General features: G+C 43.7%; 8 protein-coding genes. 4 read left to right on the top strand and 4 right to left on the bottom strand.

Going from position 1 to position 20,013, the window contains the following annotated elements; genetic code table 11:
• Positions 1 to 9: 9 nt before the first annotated feature.
• The 4 genes from INE92_RS18640 to INE92_RS18625 form a co-directional block, all read right to left on the bottom strand.
• The gene (locus INE92_RS18640) at positions 10 to 3,198 is read right to left on the bottom strand and encodes a SusC/RagA family TonB-linked outer membrane protein (protein ID WP_008023459.1); all 3,189 of its coding nucleotides are present in this window, start codon (positions 3,196 to 3,198) and stop codon (positions 10 to 12) included.
• A 20-nt stretch (positions 3,199 to 3,218) separates the two neighbouring features.
• Positions 3,219 to 4,034, bottom strand: coding sequence for a glycoside hydrolase family 16 protein (locus tag INE92_RS18635; protein WP_044135378.1), 816 nt, complete (start codon positions 4,032 to 4,034; stop codon positions 3,219 to 3,221).
• A gap of 737 nt (positions 4,035 to 4,771) precedes the next feature.
• Positions 4,772 to 8,743: a hybrid sensor histidine kinase/response regulator transcription factor gene (locus tag INE92_RS18630; RefSeq protein ID WP_151926883.1), complete on the bottom strand. Its 3,972-nt coding sequence runs from the start codon at positions 8,741 to 8,743 to the stop codon at positions 4,772 to 4,774.
• A gap of 96 nt (positions 8,744 to 8,839) precedes the next feature.
• A complete protein-coding gene (locus tag INE92_RS18625; RefSeq protein ID WP_008643904.1) occupies positions 8,840 to 11,695 on the bottom strand; it encodes a helix-turn-helix and ligand-binding sensor domain-containing protein in 2,856 nt (951 codons plus the stop codon).
• Between the two features lie 248 nt (positions 11,696 to 11,943).
• Here INE92_RS18625 and INE92_RS18620 point away from each other — a divergent pair, with 248 nt between their 5' ends.
• Genes INE92_RS18620 through INE92_RS18605 form a run of 4 tightly spaced genes read left to right on the top strand, consistent with a single transcriptional unit; the run spans position 11,944 to position 20,010 of the window.
• A complete protein-coding gene (locus INE92_RS18620) occupies positions 11,944 to 14,973 on the top strand; it encodes a SusC/RagA family TonB-linked outer membrane protein (protein WP_008643905.1) in 3,030 nt (1,009 codons plus the stop codon).
• Positions 14,974 to 15,018: 45 nt separating this feature from the next.
• Positions 15,019 to 16,485 (top strand): RagB/SusD family nutrient uptake outer membrane protein, encoded by a 1,467-nt coding sequence (locus INE92_RS18615; protein ID WP_008643906.1) that lies wholly within the window; start codon positions 15,019 to 15,021, stop codon positions 16,483 to 16,485.
• Between the two features lie 23 nt (positions 16,486 to 16,508).
• A complete protein-coding gene (locus INE92_RS18610) occupies positions 16,509 to 18,617 on the top strand; it encodes a family 43 glycosylhydrolase (protein WP_008643907.1) in 2,109 nt (702 codons plus the stop codon).
• A 28-nt stretch (positions 18,618 to 18,645) separates the two neighbouring features.
• Positions 18,646 to 20,010, top strand: coding sequence for a glucoamylase family protein (locus INE92_RS18605; protein WP_008643909.1), 1,365 nt, complete (start codon positions 18,646 to 18,648; stop codon positions 20,008 to 20,010).
• Positions 20,011 to 20,013 lie beyond the last annotated feature (3 nt).

The following is a 20,013-nucleotide window of genomic DNA, read 5'->3' as shown; positions in this document are numbered from 1 at the left end:
TATATCTTTTTAGAATTTCACATTTACATTAAAACCATAGCTTCTGCGTGAAGGCAACGAACCGTATTCAAGTCCCATACCGGTGGTATTGTTGTAGTTGGAATCCGGGTCGATATTCGGGATATTCTTCCATACGATGAACGGATTGCGGGCAACGAACGAAACGGTCAGTCCGCTTACTACATTCTTCAGCCAGGATTTGGGTACATTATAACTCAACGTCAGCTCACGGCATTTCACGTATGAGTTGTCGTAAATAAACATAGAAGGTGCATTACGGCAAACGCTCATCCAGTAGTCTTCCGGATTGATGTAGATGTCGTTGGGACGATATGTTCCATCACCGTTGTCGATGACACCCGGAGCAACGAATCCGCCTGTCGGCTTCCAGTTATCGGCTCCTTTCGCAATGCCGGCTGCCAATCTTTCTTCTTCCGAGCGATACCAGGCGTCGCGTCCTGCCAATGTTTCCGGACTTTTACCCGATTCGTAAGCAGCACGGGCAGACATAGAATAGAGGTCGGCGCCTACTTTCACATCGAATACCGCTACCAGCGAAAGATTCTTGTAGGTAAAGTTGGTGAGCAATCCACCTGTCCAGTCCCAAGAGGCATTACCCAATACGTGGTTGCTCTTGTCATATTGCGGCAGACCGGTTTGCGGGTCAATCAGAATATCTCCCTTTTCGTTCCGTTGGAAGTCCGGGCCTACAATAGAACCAAAGTTCTCGCCTACCTTAGCGGCCACCTGAACGTCGAGCCAAGATGCTTTTTCCAGTTCAAACATATCCGATTCGCCATCCAGTTCTTTTACCTTGTTGCTGTTTTTGGAGAAGTTCAGATTAATGTCCCAGGAAAAATCGCGTGTTTGAATCGGTCGTGTGCTAAGGGCAATCTCAATACCTTTGTTTTCTATCTTGCCGGCATTAATCAAGCGATAGTTATAACCGGTTGTCCAGGAGCTTGCCATTCCCATAATCTGGTTTTTACTGATTTGAGAATAGTAGGTGAAATCCAGTCCGATACGGTTCTTCAGGAATTTCAATTCCAATCCCATTTCCACGGAGTTTGTTTTGGTTGGTTTCAAGTCTTTGTTGGGGATGGTTCCGTTATCGATATATCCGATGGTATATCCGGGATAAGCATATTTGGATTTCGTATAGACGAGTCCCAATTGGTAAGGATCGGTATCGCTACCTACTTGCGCCCATGACATACGCACCTTTCCGTAAGGCAGGAGGTCGCCCAGTTTTGTCAGCTCGGAGAATACAAAGCTGCCGGAGAAAGAAGGATACATATACATGTTGTTGCCAGTGGGAAGGGTAGACGATTGGTCGCCACGCAACGTAGCATCGAGGTAAAGCATGTGTTTCCATCCCACGTTCACTGCTCCGTAAACCGAATTAATCTGCTTGCGGTAACTGCCGGGCACTACACTGATCTCGTTGAAGCTCGTCAATGAAGGGACATCGCGTATCTTCATGTCTTGAGCGGTGGTAACGGTGGTCTGGTTGTTCACCTTATATACATTGCCGCCCAGCGTAGCGTTGAAATCGAAATCACCCCAATGGTTGTTGTAGAGAGCCAACACTTCAAAGTTGTACATGCGGTTGCGGAAAGCACTGTTTTGAAGTCTTCCGGCTTCGAATCCGGGAGTGGTAGGTGCTTTGTAATCATCGAACGTGAACCAGTTGAGTTCGGCACCCAGCGTTGCCTGAAGTTTCAGATGTGGGTCGATGTTCCATACGGCCTTGCCGTTCATGCGGAACAAGTCTTTCTTGGATTTATTGAAGTTCTTATAGATATCCCAGTACGGATTCACGTTGTAGGGATCCATGCCGTTCCAGTTGGAATATTCGCCGTCGGCAGTCTGATAGGTTTGCAACCATTCCTGATCGTAGGTGGTGGCAAGGGTCATCAGGTTTTTACCGATATTGGACTTGCTGTCGCCCAGAGCCGGACGGTTCTTCACGTCTTCCCGTGTATAGTTGACGCTGAAATCCAGGTCTACCTTTCCTGCAGACGTATTGGCGCGCAGGTTGAAAATGTCACGGCTCATGTGCGTCTGGGGAACAATGTCTTTATTGCGCATATCCGTATAGGTAAAGCGAATTCCGGTTTTTCCGCTGTTCACACCTATGATGGCGGAGTTGGTGGCGGTGATACCCGTGCGGAAGAAGTTGGACGTATTGTCGGGGACAATGAGGAAAGGGCGTTCTACGCCGTCGAAATACTTCAGCATGTTTGAACCGTCCGCTTTGGGACCCCAACTTTTGTTTGTGTTGGATATGGCATCATAGCTATAAGTACCGTTGCTTCCCATACCGTATATCTGTTGCACTTCGTCCCATTTGGCAAGTTGGGTATCGAAAGTCAGTGTTCCGTTATATTCCACGCTGATTTTATCCTTGTTGGCTCGCTTGGTTGTAATCAAGATAACACCGTGGCTGGCACGGCTACCATAAAGTGCGGACGCCGCAGGGCCTTTCAATACCGACATATTTTCTACGTCATCGGCATTGATGCTCGAAATACCGTCGCCCAAGTCGAAGCCTCCGTTTGTGCCGGCACTGCCGAAATTAGTGTTGTCCAAAGGTACACCGTCCACTACATAAAGAGGCTGGTTATTGCCGGTCATTTCGGTACTGCCTCGTAGAATAACGCGCGTAGAACCGGAAGGACCACCGGCGGTCTGGCTGACTACCAAGCCCGGCACACGTCCTGCCATGGAGTTGATGAGATTCGTCTCTTTCGCTTTGGTCAAGGCTTCACCTTTCACTTCATCAATGCCGTAGCCCAACGCTTTGCGCTCTCTCTTGATGCCAAGGGCGGTGACTACCACTTCATCTAATGCTTTGGCATCCTCTTTCAAGGTGATGTTCAAAGGACCTCTTCCCGCTTTTACTTCTTCGGATTTATAACCCACGTAGCTGACAACGAGCGTAGCTCCCGCTTTTACATTCAAACTGAAATTTCCATCCAGATCGGTAATCGTTCCGTTGGCAGTTCCTTTCTCCACTACGGAAGCCCCAATGATGGGACCTGTGGCATCGCTCACTTTTCCGGTTACCTTGTTACTTTGTTGTTGAATAGCCTGGGAACTTGGTTCCGTTGCTGCATACACTTGCTGGAAACCTCCCGCCATCCAAAGGGCGAGTGTTCCGCAAAACAGTAGATACTTACATTTTTCCATATTCATAGCATGTATATTTAAGATTCCTATAATATTTTCACCCAGTCGATGTACATCTTCACTTTCTGACCGTCTTTCAGGCCCGTCAGTTTATTAATGTCGGTAATCCCTGTAAACGCACCTCCCACGGCGAGGTTGAACAGGATGTAGAAGTTGTCGTGGAAGTATGTGTTCGAGCTAATGTCGAACGTATGAAACTTGACGTTGTCGATGGATATTGTCAGGTTGTTTTCATCCCAATCCAGAGAGTAGGTGTGATAATTGCCGTCTTGCAGGCTGTTGGCAACATTGGCTTTGTAGTATTGCTGTTCGTGAGCCGCTGCGCTAGGGCCATAGTGAATGGCGGTGTTCACTTGTTTTTCCGAATCGCCCGCAGCCATTCCGCTCTGTTCTCCCATTTCCATAATGTCGATCTCCCCGCATGCCGGCCATTCTTTGTCGTTATCTCCCATCATCCAAAACGCAGGCCACAGTCCGCCGTTAGTCTTGGGAAGCTTGATACTTGCTTCTATCTTGCGATACTTGAAACTCTTTTTCCCTTTTGAATTGATCCTGCCGGAGTAAATTTTATTCCCTTTGCGTTCGGCGGTAAGAATCAGAACCGATTTATCCCCGTCCTTTCCAACCGATACATGAGCGGCATCGTATGCCTGTAGCTCTTGGTTGGTCCAACCGGGTTCATGAGTTTCTTTCGTCCATACTTTTTCGTCGAAAAAGTTGAAATCGTCTTTAAAAAGAATGTCTTGTGGATTTTCCTCCGGTTCCGTTCCAACAGAATCCGACGAACAGGATTGTTGCGCGAAGCAAACGGATAAAAATAGGAATAGTGCTACTTTTTTCATCGTTTTAGCATTTTAAAGGTTAAACGTAATATGTGCTTTATACTTGTAAAGCTTGGTGCAAAGATGCTAATATCCGGCTGAAACGATGGTCAGATTGCTGACATATTAGGTTTGATTGCTGACAAATCTGCTGATTTTTATCGAACGGACGTTATCTTACCCATTCTTTTTCAAAGATTGTTGCTATACAAGAATGAGGTAAATGATAATTTTGCGGAGTGCCCTGAAAGGGCTTAATTATATAGCGTAGGGCAACGCCCTACGTAAAAACGACAATCTGAATTTGCGCCCTGAAAGGGCATAATTGTATACAGTTCCGCCCTTTCAGGGCTTGTGGCTGGTGTGTTTTTTTTCGTAGGGCGTTGCCCTACGCTATATAATTAAGCCCTTTCAGGGCACTCCAATAAATATATAATTGTAAGGCTTTCAGCCTAACTGCTAAATTCCCATTTAACCGATAATTTCTCATTTAACTGCAAAATTCCCATTTAATTAAGAACGGTACGGAAATGAGGTAAACTCATATAATTATAATTCAAAAAAACTTCCGTAAACATTCTCAAGTATACTTATCACTATGAGAAAAAATACTCATAGGTATGAGAAGAAATACTCATTATAATGAGAACTTTTTCTCATTGCAGTGAGAATATACCCTTGTCAGAATAGGCTGAAACAGTGCATTACTGTACCGGAAACGAGCTAATTTTAATTCAAAACCGAACATGAATGCTTGTCTACTTCCCACTATATTTACTTGGCTGCATCCCGAATTGTTTCTTGAACAATGAACTGAAATACTTCGTGTTGACAAATCCGGTTTCGGCGGCGACATCGGTTACGCTTTTACCTTCTTTCAGCAGTTCGGCAGCTTTTTGTAGCCGGATGATACGAATAAACTCTTGCGGCCCTTTTCCCGTCAGTGATTTAAGGCGACTGTAGAATAGTGTTCGGCTCATTGCCATTTCATGGCATAAGAGATTGATGTTGAAATCGGGTTCATCCAAATGTTCAAGAACAAACCGGGTAGCTTGCATGATAAACCGGCGATCACCCTCGGCCATTGTTTCGCTTGCTGTCGTTACGTTTTTGTTGTCGATACTTTCATTGTTTTCATTGCTTTCATTGTCGTCACGTTTGCCGCCCGCCTCTACTTGAGCGATGGCTTGCCGCATGAAAAACTGCCGTTGCCTGTTTCGATTGTCAATCAATCCTTGTACTTTCAATTTCAGTATCTCTGTACTGAATGGTTTGGGGATATAATCATCCGCGCCTTTCTTCAATCCTTCCACTATTGCTTCGTGGTTAGCCTTTGCCGTCAGCAGAACGACCGGAATACCTGATGTGTCAGGATTTTCCTTGACCATTCTGCAAAGCTCGTCACCCCGTATGCCGGGCATCATGACGTCGGAGAGGATGATATCCGGATATTCATTGGCGAGACAGGCGATAGCTTCGTGTCCGTCGGCAACATCAATCACCCGATAGAGGTGCTCAAAGGTCTGGCGGAGGTAGTGACGGAGAGTTTCGTGGTCTTCTACAATGAGCAATGTATTCCGGTCGTCCGGATCTTTTATTTTATCCGTTTCGTGGCTGTTATTATCCGATGTGCCGGCAAGGTGTTCGAGGGATGATTCGTGCGACACGGGTTCGGCTACGGTGGTGGTTCGCGGCAATGTTACGATGAAAGTAGTTCCCTTGCCCTCCTCGGAACAGAAAGTGATTTTTCCATGCAGCATCTTTACAATGCGCTGCACCTGCAACAGTCCGAATCCGGTTCCTTCTTCCTGTGACTGCCGGGCATTTTCGGCTCTGTAAATATCGGAGAAGATGTGCTTCTTCGCTTTCTTCGGTATGCCTATTCCGTTATCTTTCAACGAAAGGATGGCTTTGCGTTTCGTGGCTTTCAAATCCAGACTGATTTCTCCCTGGGGCATGGTGTATTTGCAGGCATTGGAAAGAAGATTGTCGAGTAACATCTCTATCAGGTGTTTGTCGGCTGAAACGAAAACGGATTCGTTGGGTTGGGTCAGATTCAGTGTCAACTGCTTCTTCTCGCAAAAAGACCGGAAGACGGAGACTTCTTTCAGCAAAACTTCATTCAGACAAAGCGGAACCGATGAAGAGGATGGCTTGTGGGCGTCTACCTTTTCAAATTCGAGCAACTGTGTGATGAGCGAATGGAGTTTTCGGGTACTTTCATGAGCCAGATTCAGGTAATAACGGGCTTTGTCCGAGAGATCCTGTTCCCGGTTCAAATCCTCCAGCGGTGCCATGATAAGCGTTACCGGCGTGCGAATGTCGTGCGCCGTGTCGATGAAGAAACGTATTTTGTCTTCGTCGTATTTCTTTTGGAGTTGGTTGCTCTTATAGCGCAGGATGAAATAGAAAACGAAGCCTATTATAAATAGGTAAATAGTCCAAGCCCACCACGAGTTCCACCATGGCTGGCTCACTTTCACTTCTAAGGTGCTTTCGGAGATTGTCTTTCCGTCGCTGCGCCGCAGGCTGCGCACCTTAAAAAGATAAGTGCCCGGCGATACCTTGGTGTAGGATGCCTTGCCCTCGGCAGACGGTTTGCTCCAGTCATTGTCATACCCCTCTAAAATATGCTGATAGACAATATCGCGCTGGAAACGATAGTTGATAGATTCAAAAGAAACGGTAAACGAGTTGTATTTATAGCCGAGCCGTACCGCACGGTCGGCAAGCATATCATGGATGGCGGGTCTCAACGATTCTTCTTCCTGGACGTTTTGATAATCAACCGTCAGTCCCGTGAAACGCAGGAGCGTCCAGTAGTCTACGGTTGAAATGTCGAGTGGCATGATAAAGACAGCACCATCCGTGCTGCCATACACGAACTCGCCGTTCATCAACCGGGCAAATGAGGATTTGTTATATTCTTTGTCTATATTGCCCGCATAGTTGAGGTTCGACACGCGCAGGCTGTCTATCAAGGCAATTCCTTTTCCGGTGCTGACCCACAAGCGTTTCTTGTCGTCTCGCTGCAAACTATATATATCGTTGGACGGCAATCCCTCTTGAACAGTGAAAGTCTTTACCGTCCGGTTTTTCATGTCATATAGATTCAATCCTCCCCCTTCGGTTCCCAGCCACACGGTTCCGTCGTCATTGAACAGCATAGAGATGATATAAGCACTGACATTCTGATTGTGAAATTCCTGGGAATTGGCATAGTGCTGTATATTCCCTGTATGTTTGTCCACCAGGAAGAAACCATTGACGGTAGCCACCGCTACCCGGTTTCGGTCGATAGGTTCAATGGATTGTACCCAATTCACGTCGAAAGACCGTCTGCTGCCTTTTTCTTTTTCAAACATGATCAGGCATCCGTCCAGACCTCCTATCCATAAGTCTCCCTCCATGTCTTGTCTGACGGAGAAAATATAATTGGTGGTCAATTGCCCTTGTTGCTTGGTGAGATGGCGTAACACGCGTCCGTTGTTATCCAGTAGATACACTCCGTCTCCGTACGTTCCTACCCATACGTTCCCATTTCCGGATGTGCAAAGAGAAATGGTTACGATTTCTTTCAGCACGTGTTTCCAAGTGCCTGACAAGGTGTTTCGGATGCTGATTCCATCATCGGTAGCGAACCATTGGTTGCCATCCGGATTTTCTTCGATATCATTCACGTTGTTGCTGATGAGAGAATGGGTATTTCCCTTTTCGTGTGCTAATATCGAAATGGGATGTTTCAGCAGGATAGCCACGGATACGCCTCCCGTATAACTACCTATCCAGATGTTGCCCTGGTCGTCTCTGGTTACGGCATATATGCCGTTTCCGCGCAGGTAAGTATCTGTGTCATCTTTGGTATTCATCAGTAAACGGGCTTTCTTGGTGTCCTTGTCTATCGCATACACACCGCCACCGTCTACGCCTATGAGTATGGTATGTACATCATAGTCTGTAATTGCCCGTATCGGATGAAGGAACGTGCTCCCTTGTCCCTCCAGCGCAAGCACTTTGGAAGTGTCGAGGTTCATCACAGACAAACCGCTGCCAAATGTGCCTATCCAGAGTTCTTTTTTCGGTTTGTCGCAGAACAATGTTTGTACATTCCACCCCTCCAGCAGCTGGCGTTTCTTATCCGGCAGGGTGTGTGACAGTTGCCAGACCCCGTTAGAAGTACCCACAAAAAGCGACTCGCCGGCAAATGCGATGTCGTTGACATATTGTCCTTTCAGTACGGCAACTATACGATGGTCCGCTTCTTGCTTGTATAGTCCTTTATCCGCTCCCATCCACCAGGTTCCGTCACTATCCAAACAGAGTTTGTTCAAGATGACTTCTTCCTGAATCAATTGTCCCAGGTGGAGGACTTGCTCAAAATGATCCAGGATGGTGGAATATCGGTAGATTCGTCCGGTGTGGTCGTAGGCAAACAGTCCTTGTTGTGCGTCGTACAATAAGTAAAGCCTGCGTCCGGCAAGATCACCATAATAGAAACTGCCCGGCAAATCATAGTTCTTTACCGTATGACCGTTGTATCTGTCTATTCCGGTTTTTGTAGCAATCCACATAGCACCGTCTCCATCCTCGACAATCGAAAAAACGCGTTGGCTACTAAGGCCTTCTGCATAGCCTACATGCCTGACATCGAACATCCGGTTGGTCAGTTCGGCTTTGACAGCTATGCTTATCATTAGTAGTAAGGTGATAACAAGATTAAAACGAACCATATTCTTTTAATTGTTGACATTACAAAGATAAAGTTTCTTTAGAAAATCCCAACAGAATAGGGGTGTGAAATTAGAAGGAATATTCAGTAAATGTTCTTATGTAAAGTCAATTAGAAAATCAACAAGATTAATATTTCCGGGAATGGCAAGTTTCTTTCTTATTCGGTAACGGGCTGTTTCTACCCCACGAATAGTGAGATTGGTGAACTGCGCAATATCTTTGGTCGATAGATTTAGCCGTAACAGTGCACAAAATCTCAAGTCACTGGCTGTGAGACTGGGATATTGTTTACGCAGGTTACGGAAGAAATTCTTATGGATCATATCAAAATTCTTGTGGTAAATATCCCAGAATTCCTCCTCATTCAGGTTTCCGTTAATCTGTTTTAGTATGGTGTCTATATCATGTTGATTGATAATTCCCTTATGTTCTTGTTCAGACATAACCTCTTTCAAGCTTTCAACCGCTTTACGTTGGACTACGGCATCGAGAGCCAGGCTGGCTAATTCCTTACTTTTGACTTGTAATTCTGCTTCAAGTAATTGCTCGCGTTGTTGCGCAATGATATGTTCCTGCTCCAACATCTTGAAGTCCTGTTTCATTTTCTCTTTTTCAAACTCCCTATTACGTTTTCTTAGCATTTTGGCAGCATGCCAGCGAGAGTAGAAGTATACTATTACACTCGCAAGAAGCACATATATTATCCAAGCATATATGGACAGATAAAATGGGCGTGGTTTATTGAAATAATATTCTACGGAACTAAGTACCTGACCATCGACATTTTTCACTGAAGCCGTAAAATGATAATCTCCATACCCTAAGCTACCAAATGTGACTACCGGATCGGCTGATTCTGACATCAGATCCAAGCTACTTCCCGTGAGATGATAGCAAAAACGGAGCGGTTCGCAGTTAAAATTAGGATAAGACAAATGGAAAGTTATATCCCCCCATATTTTCTTGTTGTCTTTCTTTTCGGCAGATACAGGCATTAGATGCAATTGATAATCCTGCGACAAAGAAGTAGCTTTTCTAATGAGTAAAGAATTCCTTTGCAGCAAAGTGTCTTTTTTCAGATTCATATCCAAACGCCCTATACCATTGTTGAGACAGAAATAAGTGGTGTTATTGTTTACATATACATTATTATTGTTTTCATTGCATTCAAGTCCGAAAAAAGAGGAAGGGATGAAGCGTTCCATCCTGAAATTGTCATTATCATATCTTATCAGGGTGTATCCGCGATAGTCGGTAAGCCAATAGAGGTTATCATCTACCGGTATAGCCATATTAATCCCATTTTTGAGAATGGAGTTAAGTTGTACGAAAGGTATGATACGCTGGTTAATATCATCATAAGTATACGTTCTTTTGCTGTCCGACAATACCACTCTTCCACGTATCTTCATAACATGCATTAGGCTTGCATTATTCTCTTCGTCTGACAATGACTTGATATACGTGCACTTTTCCACCTTTTTTAAATCCCTTGAAAGCTCTATCCTGTAGATACCGAGACTCATATGTGCAGCCCATATATTTCCACTATGATCGACCTCGAACTGGCGTACCGGATTCCAGAAGCCATCAATGGAATGAGAAAAACTCCATTTACCATTATATTTACGATAGACTCGGAGGTTATAATAGGATGACTCAATGAGAACTTCCTGTCCGTTAATTATGCATTTGCGCAGACACGTGCTACTGGTTTCTGTTTCGGGGATATTGCTGGCGGTAGTTCCCGTTATAATTTTAGTTCCGAAATTGTTTCCCAGCAGAATTTGTGAATCAAATGTACTGATATGCCAGTTCTGTCCTTCGGTACCCTGGATAGGAACAATTGTTTGGTCGGCAAAAGAGTACAACCAGGCAGACTGGTTAGTAGCAATATATAGACTATTATTAAATGCATTGACCCCATATACCATTCCGAATGACTGTGAATTGCGGTCAGGTATCAGAATGGAATAGGGAGAACCGGTATGGATTAATGCAATGCCGATATCAAGTGCCGCCCATACATTATTATCCCGATCACAGAAAAGCCGTAATACAGAATTGTTATATAAACGATTTTCCATATCATAATGCCACTTCTCTTTTCCTTCTTTGTCAACGGCATAAATACCATTGCGGATCGTTCCGAGTACGATTGCCGAATCTGATGGAATCATTACGGCACGATTCATCTGCTGACTTTTTAATTCCTGATCGATAGCGGTAGGGTGGGGAGAAAGTGTCTTTCCGTCATAGTCAAAAAGTCCGTTCCACTCGGTACATAGAATCATTTTTCCTCCTGCTGTGGGAATGACCGCAACCACAGAGTCATCTTTTAATGCTTTACGTTTAATCAATAGTTTATATTCATCATTTTCCAGAAGATAAAAATCACCGTTGACCATCTGTACATAGATTTGTCCATGCGCTTTATGAAAATACAATGGCAAATGTTGAGAGTTATAGTGTGCGGTTACTTTCTTTCCGTCATATTTAAACCAAGAACTGAATGATTGGAAATAAATGCATTCACCTATTTTGAGTATATTCCATATTTCATCATTGTGTGTTTCGATATTCTTGAGTTGGCTCCATAAGGAAGTGTATTCAAGTATACCAAGAGAGTTGCGGCTGAAATAGCCGAAATCCTCGTATGTTCCCACATAAATACGGTCACCATCAATGAGTATGGATCGCACAAGCTGATTACCGGGCATTTGATATTTACTCCACGTATAGCCATCGAAACATAATAGTCCTGTATTATTGCCAATATACATCTCTCCGTTCTTTCCTTGGGCTAAAGCCCAGTTTTGTAATCCCGCCTGATAGTCTTTGGCAGTATAGTTGGTAACGATGGGCATGAATGTAGATGCATGACTTATTACCGGGGATAAACATCCTCCTATGAAAATAAATAATAAATAGATAAAATCAGTGCGTCTCATAGAATACTCTCTCTATTATAGTGATGGAAAATAATTTCAAATATAATACCAAATAATTAAAAAATCCCAAATCAGCGAAAAAACATGCCAAAATAAGTGTCTACAAGCGATAAACGTACTAAAAACGTAGTGTTGTACAGCATAAAAGTAGTAGCGTAGTATGCGTTATTTTGCAAGAATTTTAAAAACTCCATTCCTTTGTTGCATTGATTTTTTAGCAACCTTATTATCAACTAATACGTAAAAAAATGAAGAGAAAGATTACTTTTCTTGTAGTTGCAGTGTTGTGTTTACAAACACTGCTTGCTCAAAACAAAACAATCAGAGGTACTATTGTTGATTCCTTTAGTGAACCGATCATTGGTGCGTCTGCTCATGTAAAAGGTACCTACACTGGTACTATCTCGGACCTTAATGGTAACTATACTTTGGAAAACGTTCCCGAAGATGCTGTTATTACCTTCTCTTATATAGGAATGATACCTCAAGAAATTGCTGTAAAAGGGAAGAATGTAATCAATGTTCAATTAAAAGATGATGTTCAGAAGCTGGAAGAAGTGGTCGTGATCGGTTACGGTTCAGCCAAAGCCAAGGACTTGACTTCTCCTATTACGGTAGTCAAGGGGGAAGCGTTACTTTCTACTCCCGCCTCTTCACCTATGGCTGCCATGCAAGGGAAAGTGGCCGGAGTAAATGTAACCAATAGCGGTACTCCGGGAGAAGGGCCGAAGGTAGCCATTCGTGGTAAAGGGTCATTTTCCAACAGTTCGCCTCTTTATGTTGTAGACGGTATGTTCTATGATGACATCAATTTCCTCAATAGTAATGACATTCAGGATATGTCCGTGTTGAAGGATGCTTCGGCTGCTGCCATTTATGGTGTGCGTGCCGCTAATGGTGTTGTTATTATCACTACCAAAAAAGGCCAACGTAATCAGAAAGCTAAAATTACCTATAACGGATATATAGGTGTACAGAAAGCTACAAACGTTTTAGAAATGGCTAATTCTCAAGAGTATTCTACTATGCTTCTCGAGGCTAATTATGATGCGTATGTATCTACCATGAAGGCTTCTATTGATAAATTCGGCGGTGACTATTCCGATCCGGATTTTCATAACTGGAAATTCGATTCAGACACAGACTGGTATAAGGAGTTACTGCGGAGTGCGCTTATCACTAACCACAGTTTGGGAATTAGTGGTGGAACAGAGAAAAGCACTTATTCCGTAGGTATGAGTTATTTGTATCAGGATGGTGTAATGGATGTAGAGAATAACTATAAACGTCTCAATTTCCGTGCAGCACTCGATTATGAAGCAGCCAACTGGCTGAAGGTCGGTTTTAATGGTGTATTTAGTAACTCTACCCAAGTGTTGCCACAAAATAAAGCTTGGCAGCAGGCATTTAATGCTCCGGGCATTTATCCGGTTTATGATTCGGCAAATGATAATACTTTCCCCGACAAGTATGCATCACCTGATGCAGTTGGTTTCACTGCTAACTTCTACAATCCTGTGGCAACAGCCAACTATTATGATTCACAAAATGAGAACTATCAGGTATTGACTAACTTCTATGCACAGTTCCAACTCTTACCGGAGAAGTTAAATTTCAGAACAAGTTATAGTTATGATTATTCAGCCATTCGCGGTCGTGAATATATTGCTCCCTACTATGTAAGTAGCTGGCAACAACAGGCCGTTTCAGAATTGACAAAGAAAGATACGAACTATTACAATTACATTTGGGATAATATATTGACTTATAATAATCAGTGGGGAAAACATAACTTTGGAGCCATGTTGGGTTACTCTATGCGGCAACAACAGTACAGATATATGTGGGGAAAAGCTAATAATGTACCGGAAGGAAAAGACGAATGGCTTTATTTGAGTCAGGGAAATGCTGAAGGTGTAACTCTTGGAGATGATGGTTACTGCTATCGCGGTCAGTCTTATTTCACCCGTTTAAGTTATGACTATGCAGGGAAATATCTGTTGACATTCACTATGCGTGCGGACGGTTCTTCCAAATATCAGGAACATTGGGGATATTTCCCATCCGTTGGTGCTGCATGGGTTATCAGTGAAGAAGATTTTATGAAAGATCAAAAGTTCTTTGATTACCTGAAACTGCGTGCCAGCTGGGGGCGTTTGGGTAATGACCACGTAGCTGCAAGTGATGGTTTTGCTTCAATTACCACAGGTAATTCTGCATCCGGTGTATTTGGAAACTCTACTTTCCCAGGCTATCAAAATACAACTTATTTCAGTTATTTGAAGTGGGAGCTGGTAGATGAAACAAACGTCGGTTTGAACTTCTCTACTTTTAAGAATCGTTTGAATGTAGATTTGGACTATTTCTATCGCCTGACAAAAAGAGCTGTTATATCTCCGCGTTTACCGTTCAGCAATGACGTACTTGCCGGAAACTATGGTAAGATTCTGAATTCGGGTTTTGATTTATCACTTAACTGGAATGATAATATCGGAAGAGACTTCAAATATAATTTAGGAGTGAACCTTTCATATTTGAAGAATAAGGTAAAAGACCTTGGAGGATTGAGCTCTATCAAGGGAGGAAAGACCATTAATATGGTAGGTAAAGAAATGAATTCATACTATGGATATAAGGTTGTAGGAGTTTATCAGACTTTGGAAGAATGTGCGGAAGATCCGATTGCCGTAGCCAACAATCTTGTACCGGGTGACTTCAAGTATGAAGATGTAAACGGTGATAACGTAATTGATGGTGATGACCGCCAAGTACTTGGCTCTTACATACCTAATTTTACATACGGCATTAATCTTGGTTTGAACTGGAAGAATCTGGATTTTGAATTGACTACGTATGGTCAAACAGGCGGACAGATATACAACCGTAAACGTGCTTTGCGTTATGCACAGTCTAATTATAACTTTGATAAAGCACAGTATGAGAATCGTTGGACCGGACCGGGTTCTACTAACTCGCATCCGTCTGCAGCAGCATTGGTAAAGGGCTGGAATGTATCCGACCAAAGAGTGAACTCTTATTTTGTAGAAAGTGCTGATTTCTTCCGTATTCAGAACATAACTCTCGGTTATAGTTTGCGTAATATCAAGATGGGAAATTACACATTGCCGGGTATCCGTTTCTCACTAACGGCAGACCGTCCGTTCACGACATTTAAGGCGAATTCATTCACTCCGGAGTTGAGTGATGCTGAAGGATGGGATACAGAAGTTTATCCTTTGACATCTACTTATAGCTTTGGAATCCAGATTGATTTCTAAGCCGGAATGGAAAAATTAATTTTAATCTAACAAAAGAACAAGAAAATGAGAATACTAAAGAATATCTTAATATATGCGTTGCCAGCATTAATGTTATGCAATACATCATGTGATTATCTTGATAAAGAGCCCGAAAATAAGGTTCCGGAAGAGAATGTAGACTTTACTCAAATTGAGAATATGTATCAAGCGGTTTCCGGAGTATATGCTAAAGTTAGAACAGGCGGTATGCATTGGGTGATATGGCCGTTGTCTGTCGTGCGTGATGATGATGTTTGGTCCGGACGTATAGATGACCAGGCAACCCTTGTTGATATGGGTAACTACAACTATGACAGTTCTTTCTGGGGGCTCAACGAGATGTGGAATCAGTACTATGGTATCATAAAAGTGGCCAATGCTGCTCTTGAATCGCTGGATTCCTACGCAGAAAATATCACGTCGGACGATGATATGACTAATTACCGTTCTTACTGTGGTGAAGTGAGGTTCCTTCGTGCTTATGCTTATTACCGGCTTGTACAGGCTTTTGGTCCGGTAACTATTTTGCGTAATAATACTCAAACCGACATGACCCGTTCAACGATCAATGCTGTATATAAATATGTTCTTGAAGATCTACAGTATACGATGGACCATACTCCGAGATTACGTCCGAATGAAATGGCCCATTATGGTGCTGTCACTGCTTTCTCGGCAGAGATGCTTGCAGCAAAGATACATCTGAATCAGGGTAATTATGGAGAAGTTGAAACATTGACAGATGATATTATCGGTAGCAAGAAATTTAAGCTTTATGATGATTACTATAATTTATTCAAGATTCCGGGTAAGGTTTGTGATGAATCGTTATTCGAATGTCAGTGTACTGATTTTGGTCTTGGGTCAGGTGATATGGTAGATGCTGATAACTGGTTTGTATTCCAAGGACCGGCGAACGACGGAAATATTTCAGGCTGGGGATTTATCGGTATATATAAAGATTTCCGTGATTGGGCAGCGGCTCGTGGTGAGACTATCCGTGCTACGACTTCGTTCCTGTTGGCTGGTACAACTACTCCAAGCGGTGATGTGATTCGTGAATTGCAGAACTCTACTCAAACAGATTGCTGGAATGGAAAAGCCTATACTCCGACAGATCAGTTGACACCAGGTCGTACTAAATATGGTGCAAATAACAATGTACGTATATTCCGTTACGCAGATGTACTATTGATGAATGCAGAAGCTAAGGTACGTTTGGGTAAGGATGGTGATGCACCGTTGAAGCTTGTGCGTGACCGCGCCAAGATGTCCGAGATTGATAATGCGACAGTAGACCAAATCCTTGATGAACGCCGTATGGAACTTGTTTGTGAGTGGGGAGAGCGTTACAACGACTTGATTCGTACCGGTAAGGCTGCTTCTGTGCTTGGTTCCAAAGGATGGACTGAAGATAAAACCTATTATCCGCTTCCTTTCGATCAGGTATCTAATATCCCAAGTCTGACGAACGAACCGATTGACGAGTAATTATGTCTAAATAAAATTAGGAAATGACAGGAATAGTAAAAAAGATATTACTAAGTTCTGGGATAGCGTTCTCTGCCTTGGCAGGGAACGCACTACCACCGGAAGATTCTATAAAAGTAGTAAAAGGACAGGTAAGTGACTACTATATCCCGGTAGTAAATCAATACGAAATAACCGGAACGGTTGTAGATGAACAGGGTAATCCGCTTGAAGGGGCTACCGTTATGTTTTTCTCGAGTCCGGTTCATTGTAACACGAACATAGAAGGCCGTTATACGTTGAAGGCTACTGATAACGATGTGCATCTTTATGCCTATTATCCGGGAAAATCTTTTGCCAATGTAAAACGTGCTGTTGACGACCGGCAAGTGAAAATCGTTATGCAATCAGGGAAGCATAAGTCTGTGCAGCGTCAGCCTGCTCAAGCTACAAGGTGGTATGACCCTGCGCATCCTGTCACTCGTACCTATTGTAATCCTATGAATATTAGTTATAACTATGAACCTTATAACAACAATGTTCAGTCTAACGGATCGTTCAGATCTTCTGCCGATCCGATGGGATTAACTTATAAAGATGAGTATTTCCTGTTTTCCACGAACCAAGGAGGCTTCCATTATTCGAAGAATCTAAGTGACTGGGAATTTGCTCCGGCCTCTTTCCAGCGTCGTCCTACGGATGACGATATGTGCGCTCCGGCAGCATTTGTAAGCGGAGATACGTTGTTCTATACCGGTTCTACTTATGAAGGATTGCCCGTATGGTATAGCACATCTCCCAAATCCGGGCGTTTCAAGCGTGCTATCGAACGTAATACGTTACCTTCATGGGACCCTTGCTTGTTTTTGGATGATGACGGTAAACTCTATCTTTATTACGGTTCGAGTAATGAGTACCCTCTTAAAGGCGTACAGGTCAGTCGTGATGATTTTCGTCCGGTCAGTAAGATTTATGATATCATGATGCTTCGTCCGGAAGAACATGGCTGGGAACGGTTTGGCATGAACAATGATGATGAAGTGACGTTGCGTCCGTTTACCGAAGGAGCTTATATGACGAAGCATAACGGAAAATATTATTTTCAGTACGGTGCTCCGGGAACGGAGTTTAAGGTATATGCCGACGGAGTATATGTCAGTGATTCGCCATTAGGACCGTTCACTTACCAGCAGCATAATCCGATGAGCTATAAGCCCGGCGGATTTGTACAGGGAGTAGGACACAGTGGCACTTTTCAAGATTTGAAAGGGAATTACTGGCATGTGGGTACCTGTATGTTATCTCTCAAATATAAGTTTGAAAGGCGTATCGGATTATATCCTACGGCATTCGATCCGGATGGAGTGATGTACTCTACCACAGCATTCGGCGATTATCCTTGCTGGAATGCCGACTACGATATTAAAAATCCGTCTGACCGGTTTACCGGCTGGATGCTCCTTTCTTATGAGAAACCGGTAAAAGTATCCAGTACCGACAGCATCTATTCCTCTTCCAATCTTACCGATGAAAATATGCGTACGTATTGGGCTGCTAAAACCGGGGAACCGGGTGAGTGGATAGAAATTGATCTTGGCGCCATGAAACACATCAAGGCGATCCAACTCAACTACTATGACCATAAAAGTGTGCAGCATAATCGTGCAAACGATTTATACTATCAATATCGTATCTACTCCAGTGATAACGGGACAGACTGGACACTGGCGGTAGATAAAAGTGATAACGATAAAGATGTACCTCATGACTACATCGAATTGGGTGAGACGCTGGATGCCCGTTATCTGAAACTGGAAAACATTCATGTTCCATCCGGCAACTTTTGCCTTTCGGAATTCCGGGTGTTTGGTTTTGCCGATGGAGAGAAACCTCTGCCTGTACGAAACTTCAAGGTAGCACGTGACAAACAGGATAAGCGCAATGCGATGATTTCGTGGAATCCTTCATCCGATGCCTACGGCTATAATATTTATTATGGCATTGCTCCCGAAAAGCTATATAACTGCATCACCGTGAACGGTGCGGATCATTATGACTTCCGGGGACTTGACCTTGGTACGACTTACTACTTTGCCATTGAAGCTTTGAATGAATCGGGACGGTCGGCGTTGTCGAAAGTCGTGAAACAATAATTATTAATCAGAAGAAATACTTTATATGATGATGGAATGGACAAGAACCGGCATATTTATTACTCTACTCGTAGTGGTATGCGCATGTACACAAAAGAACAAGACAGTGACCGATGCGGAGCCTGATCGCCCCGAGGCATTTGCGAACGACGATGAACTACTCGACTATATTCAAAAGACGCATTTCAACTATATGTGGGAAGGTGCGGAAAAGACTTCCGGACTGGCCTGCGAACGTATACATCTTGATAACGTTTATCCACAACAGGACCAGGATGTAATTACGATTGGAGGTAGCGGATTTGGAGTTGCCGGCTTGTTGGTGGCTATCGAACGAAACTTTATCAACCGGGAAGAAGGTGTAGCCCGGTTGACAAAGATTGTAGACTATCTGGCAAAAGCCGATCGTTTTCATGGAGTGTGGCCGCATTGGCTCCATGGTCCTACGGGCAAAGTGAAACCGTTCGGAACAAAAGATGACGGTGGCGACTTGGTAGAAAGTAGCTTCCTTATGCAAAGTCTGCTGTGTGTACGGCAATACGTAAAGGATGGCAACGAGAAAGAAAAAGCACTGGCAGCTAAAATAGACGAACTGTGGCACGGGATGGAATTCGACTGGTATCGCAACGGCGACCAGAATGTATTATACTGGCATTGGTCTCCTAACTATGGCTGGGAAATGAACTTCCCGCTCGAAGGCTATAATGAATGTCTGATTACCTATATCCTTGCAGCCTCATCCCCTACACATTCCGTTCCGGCAGCCTGTTACCATGAAGGGTGGGCGCGTAGCGGTGGCATCAAAAGCGCTTCCAAACCTTACGGTTACCCGCTCGAACTGAAGCATAATGGCGCAGAAGAGAAAGGCGGTCCCTTATTCTGGGCACACTACTCTTACATCGGCCTCGACCCGCGTAACTTGACCGATCAATATGCCAACTACTGGAATGTGGTACGCAATCATGCGATGAGTGATTATCAATATTGTGTCACTAATCCGAAAGGCTACAAAGGATATGGACCTGATTGCTGGGGACTTACAGCGAGTTACTCCATAAATGGCTATTCAGCCCACATGCCCGACAATGATCTCGGTGTGATAACTCCTACTGCCGCTTTATCCTCTTTCCCTTACACACCGGAAGAGTCAATGGCCGCCTTGAAAGGTTTCTATAAACAAGGATCATGGATTTGGGGGAAATATGGATTCTACGATGCATTCTCTCCGAACGAAAAGTGGACTGTTCCGCATTATCTCGCCATCGACCAGTGTACGATTGCGCCAATGATAGAGAACCACCGTACAGGACTACTTTGGCGGTTATTCATGAGTTGTCCGGAAATTCAGGACGGACTGAAAAAGCTAGGTTTCACTTCTACAACAGCCGAATAAAAA

This window comes from Bacteroides xylanisolvens, from assembly GCF_018289135.1.
GTDB lineage: Bacteria > Bacteroidota > Bacteroidia > Bacteroidales > Bacteroidaceae > Bacteroides > Bacteroides xylanisolvens.
The sequence above is the reverse complement of the archived record's forward strand: the minus strand, read 5'-3'. Positions and strand labels throughout refer to the sequence as shown.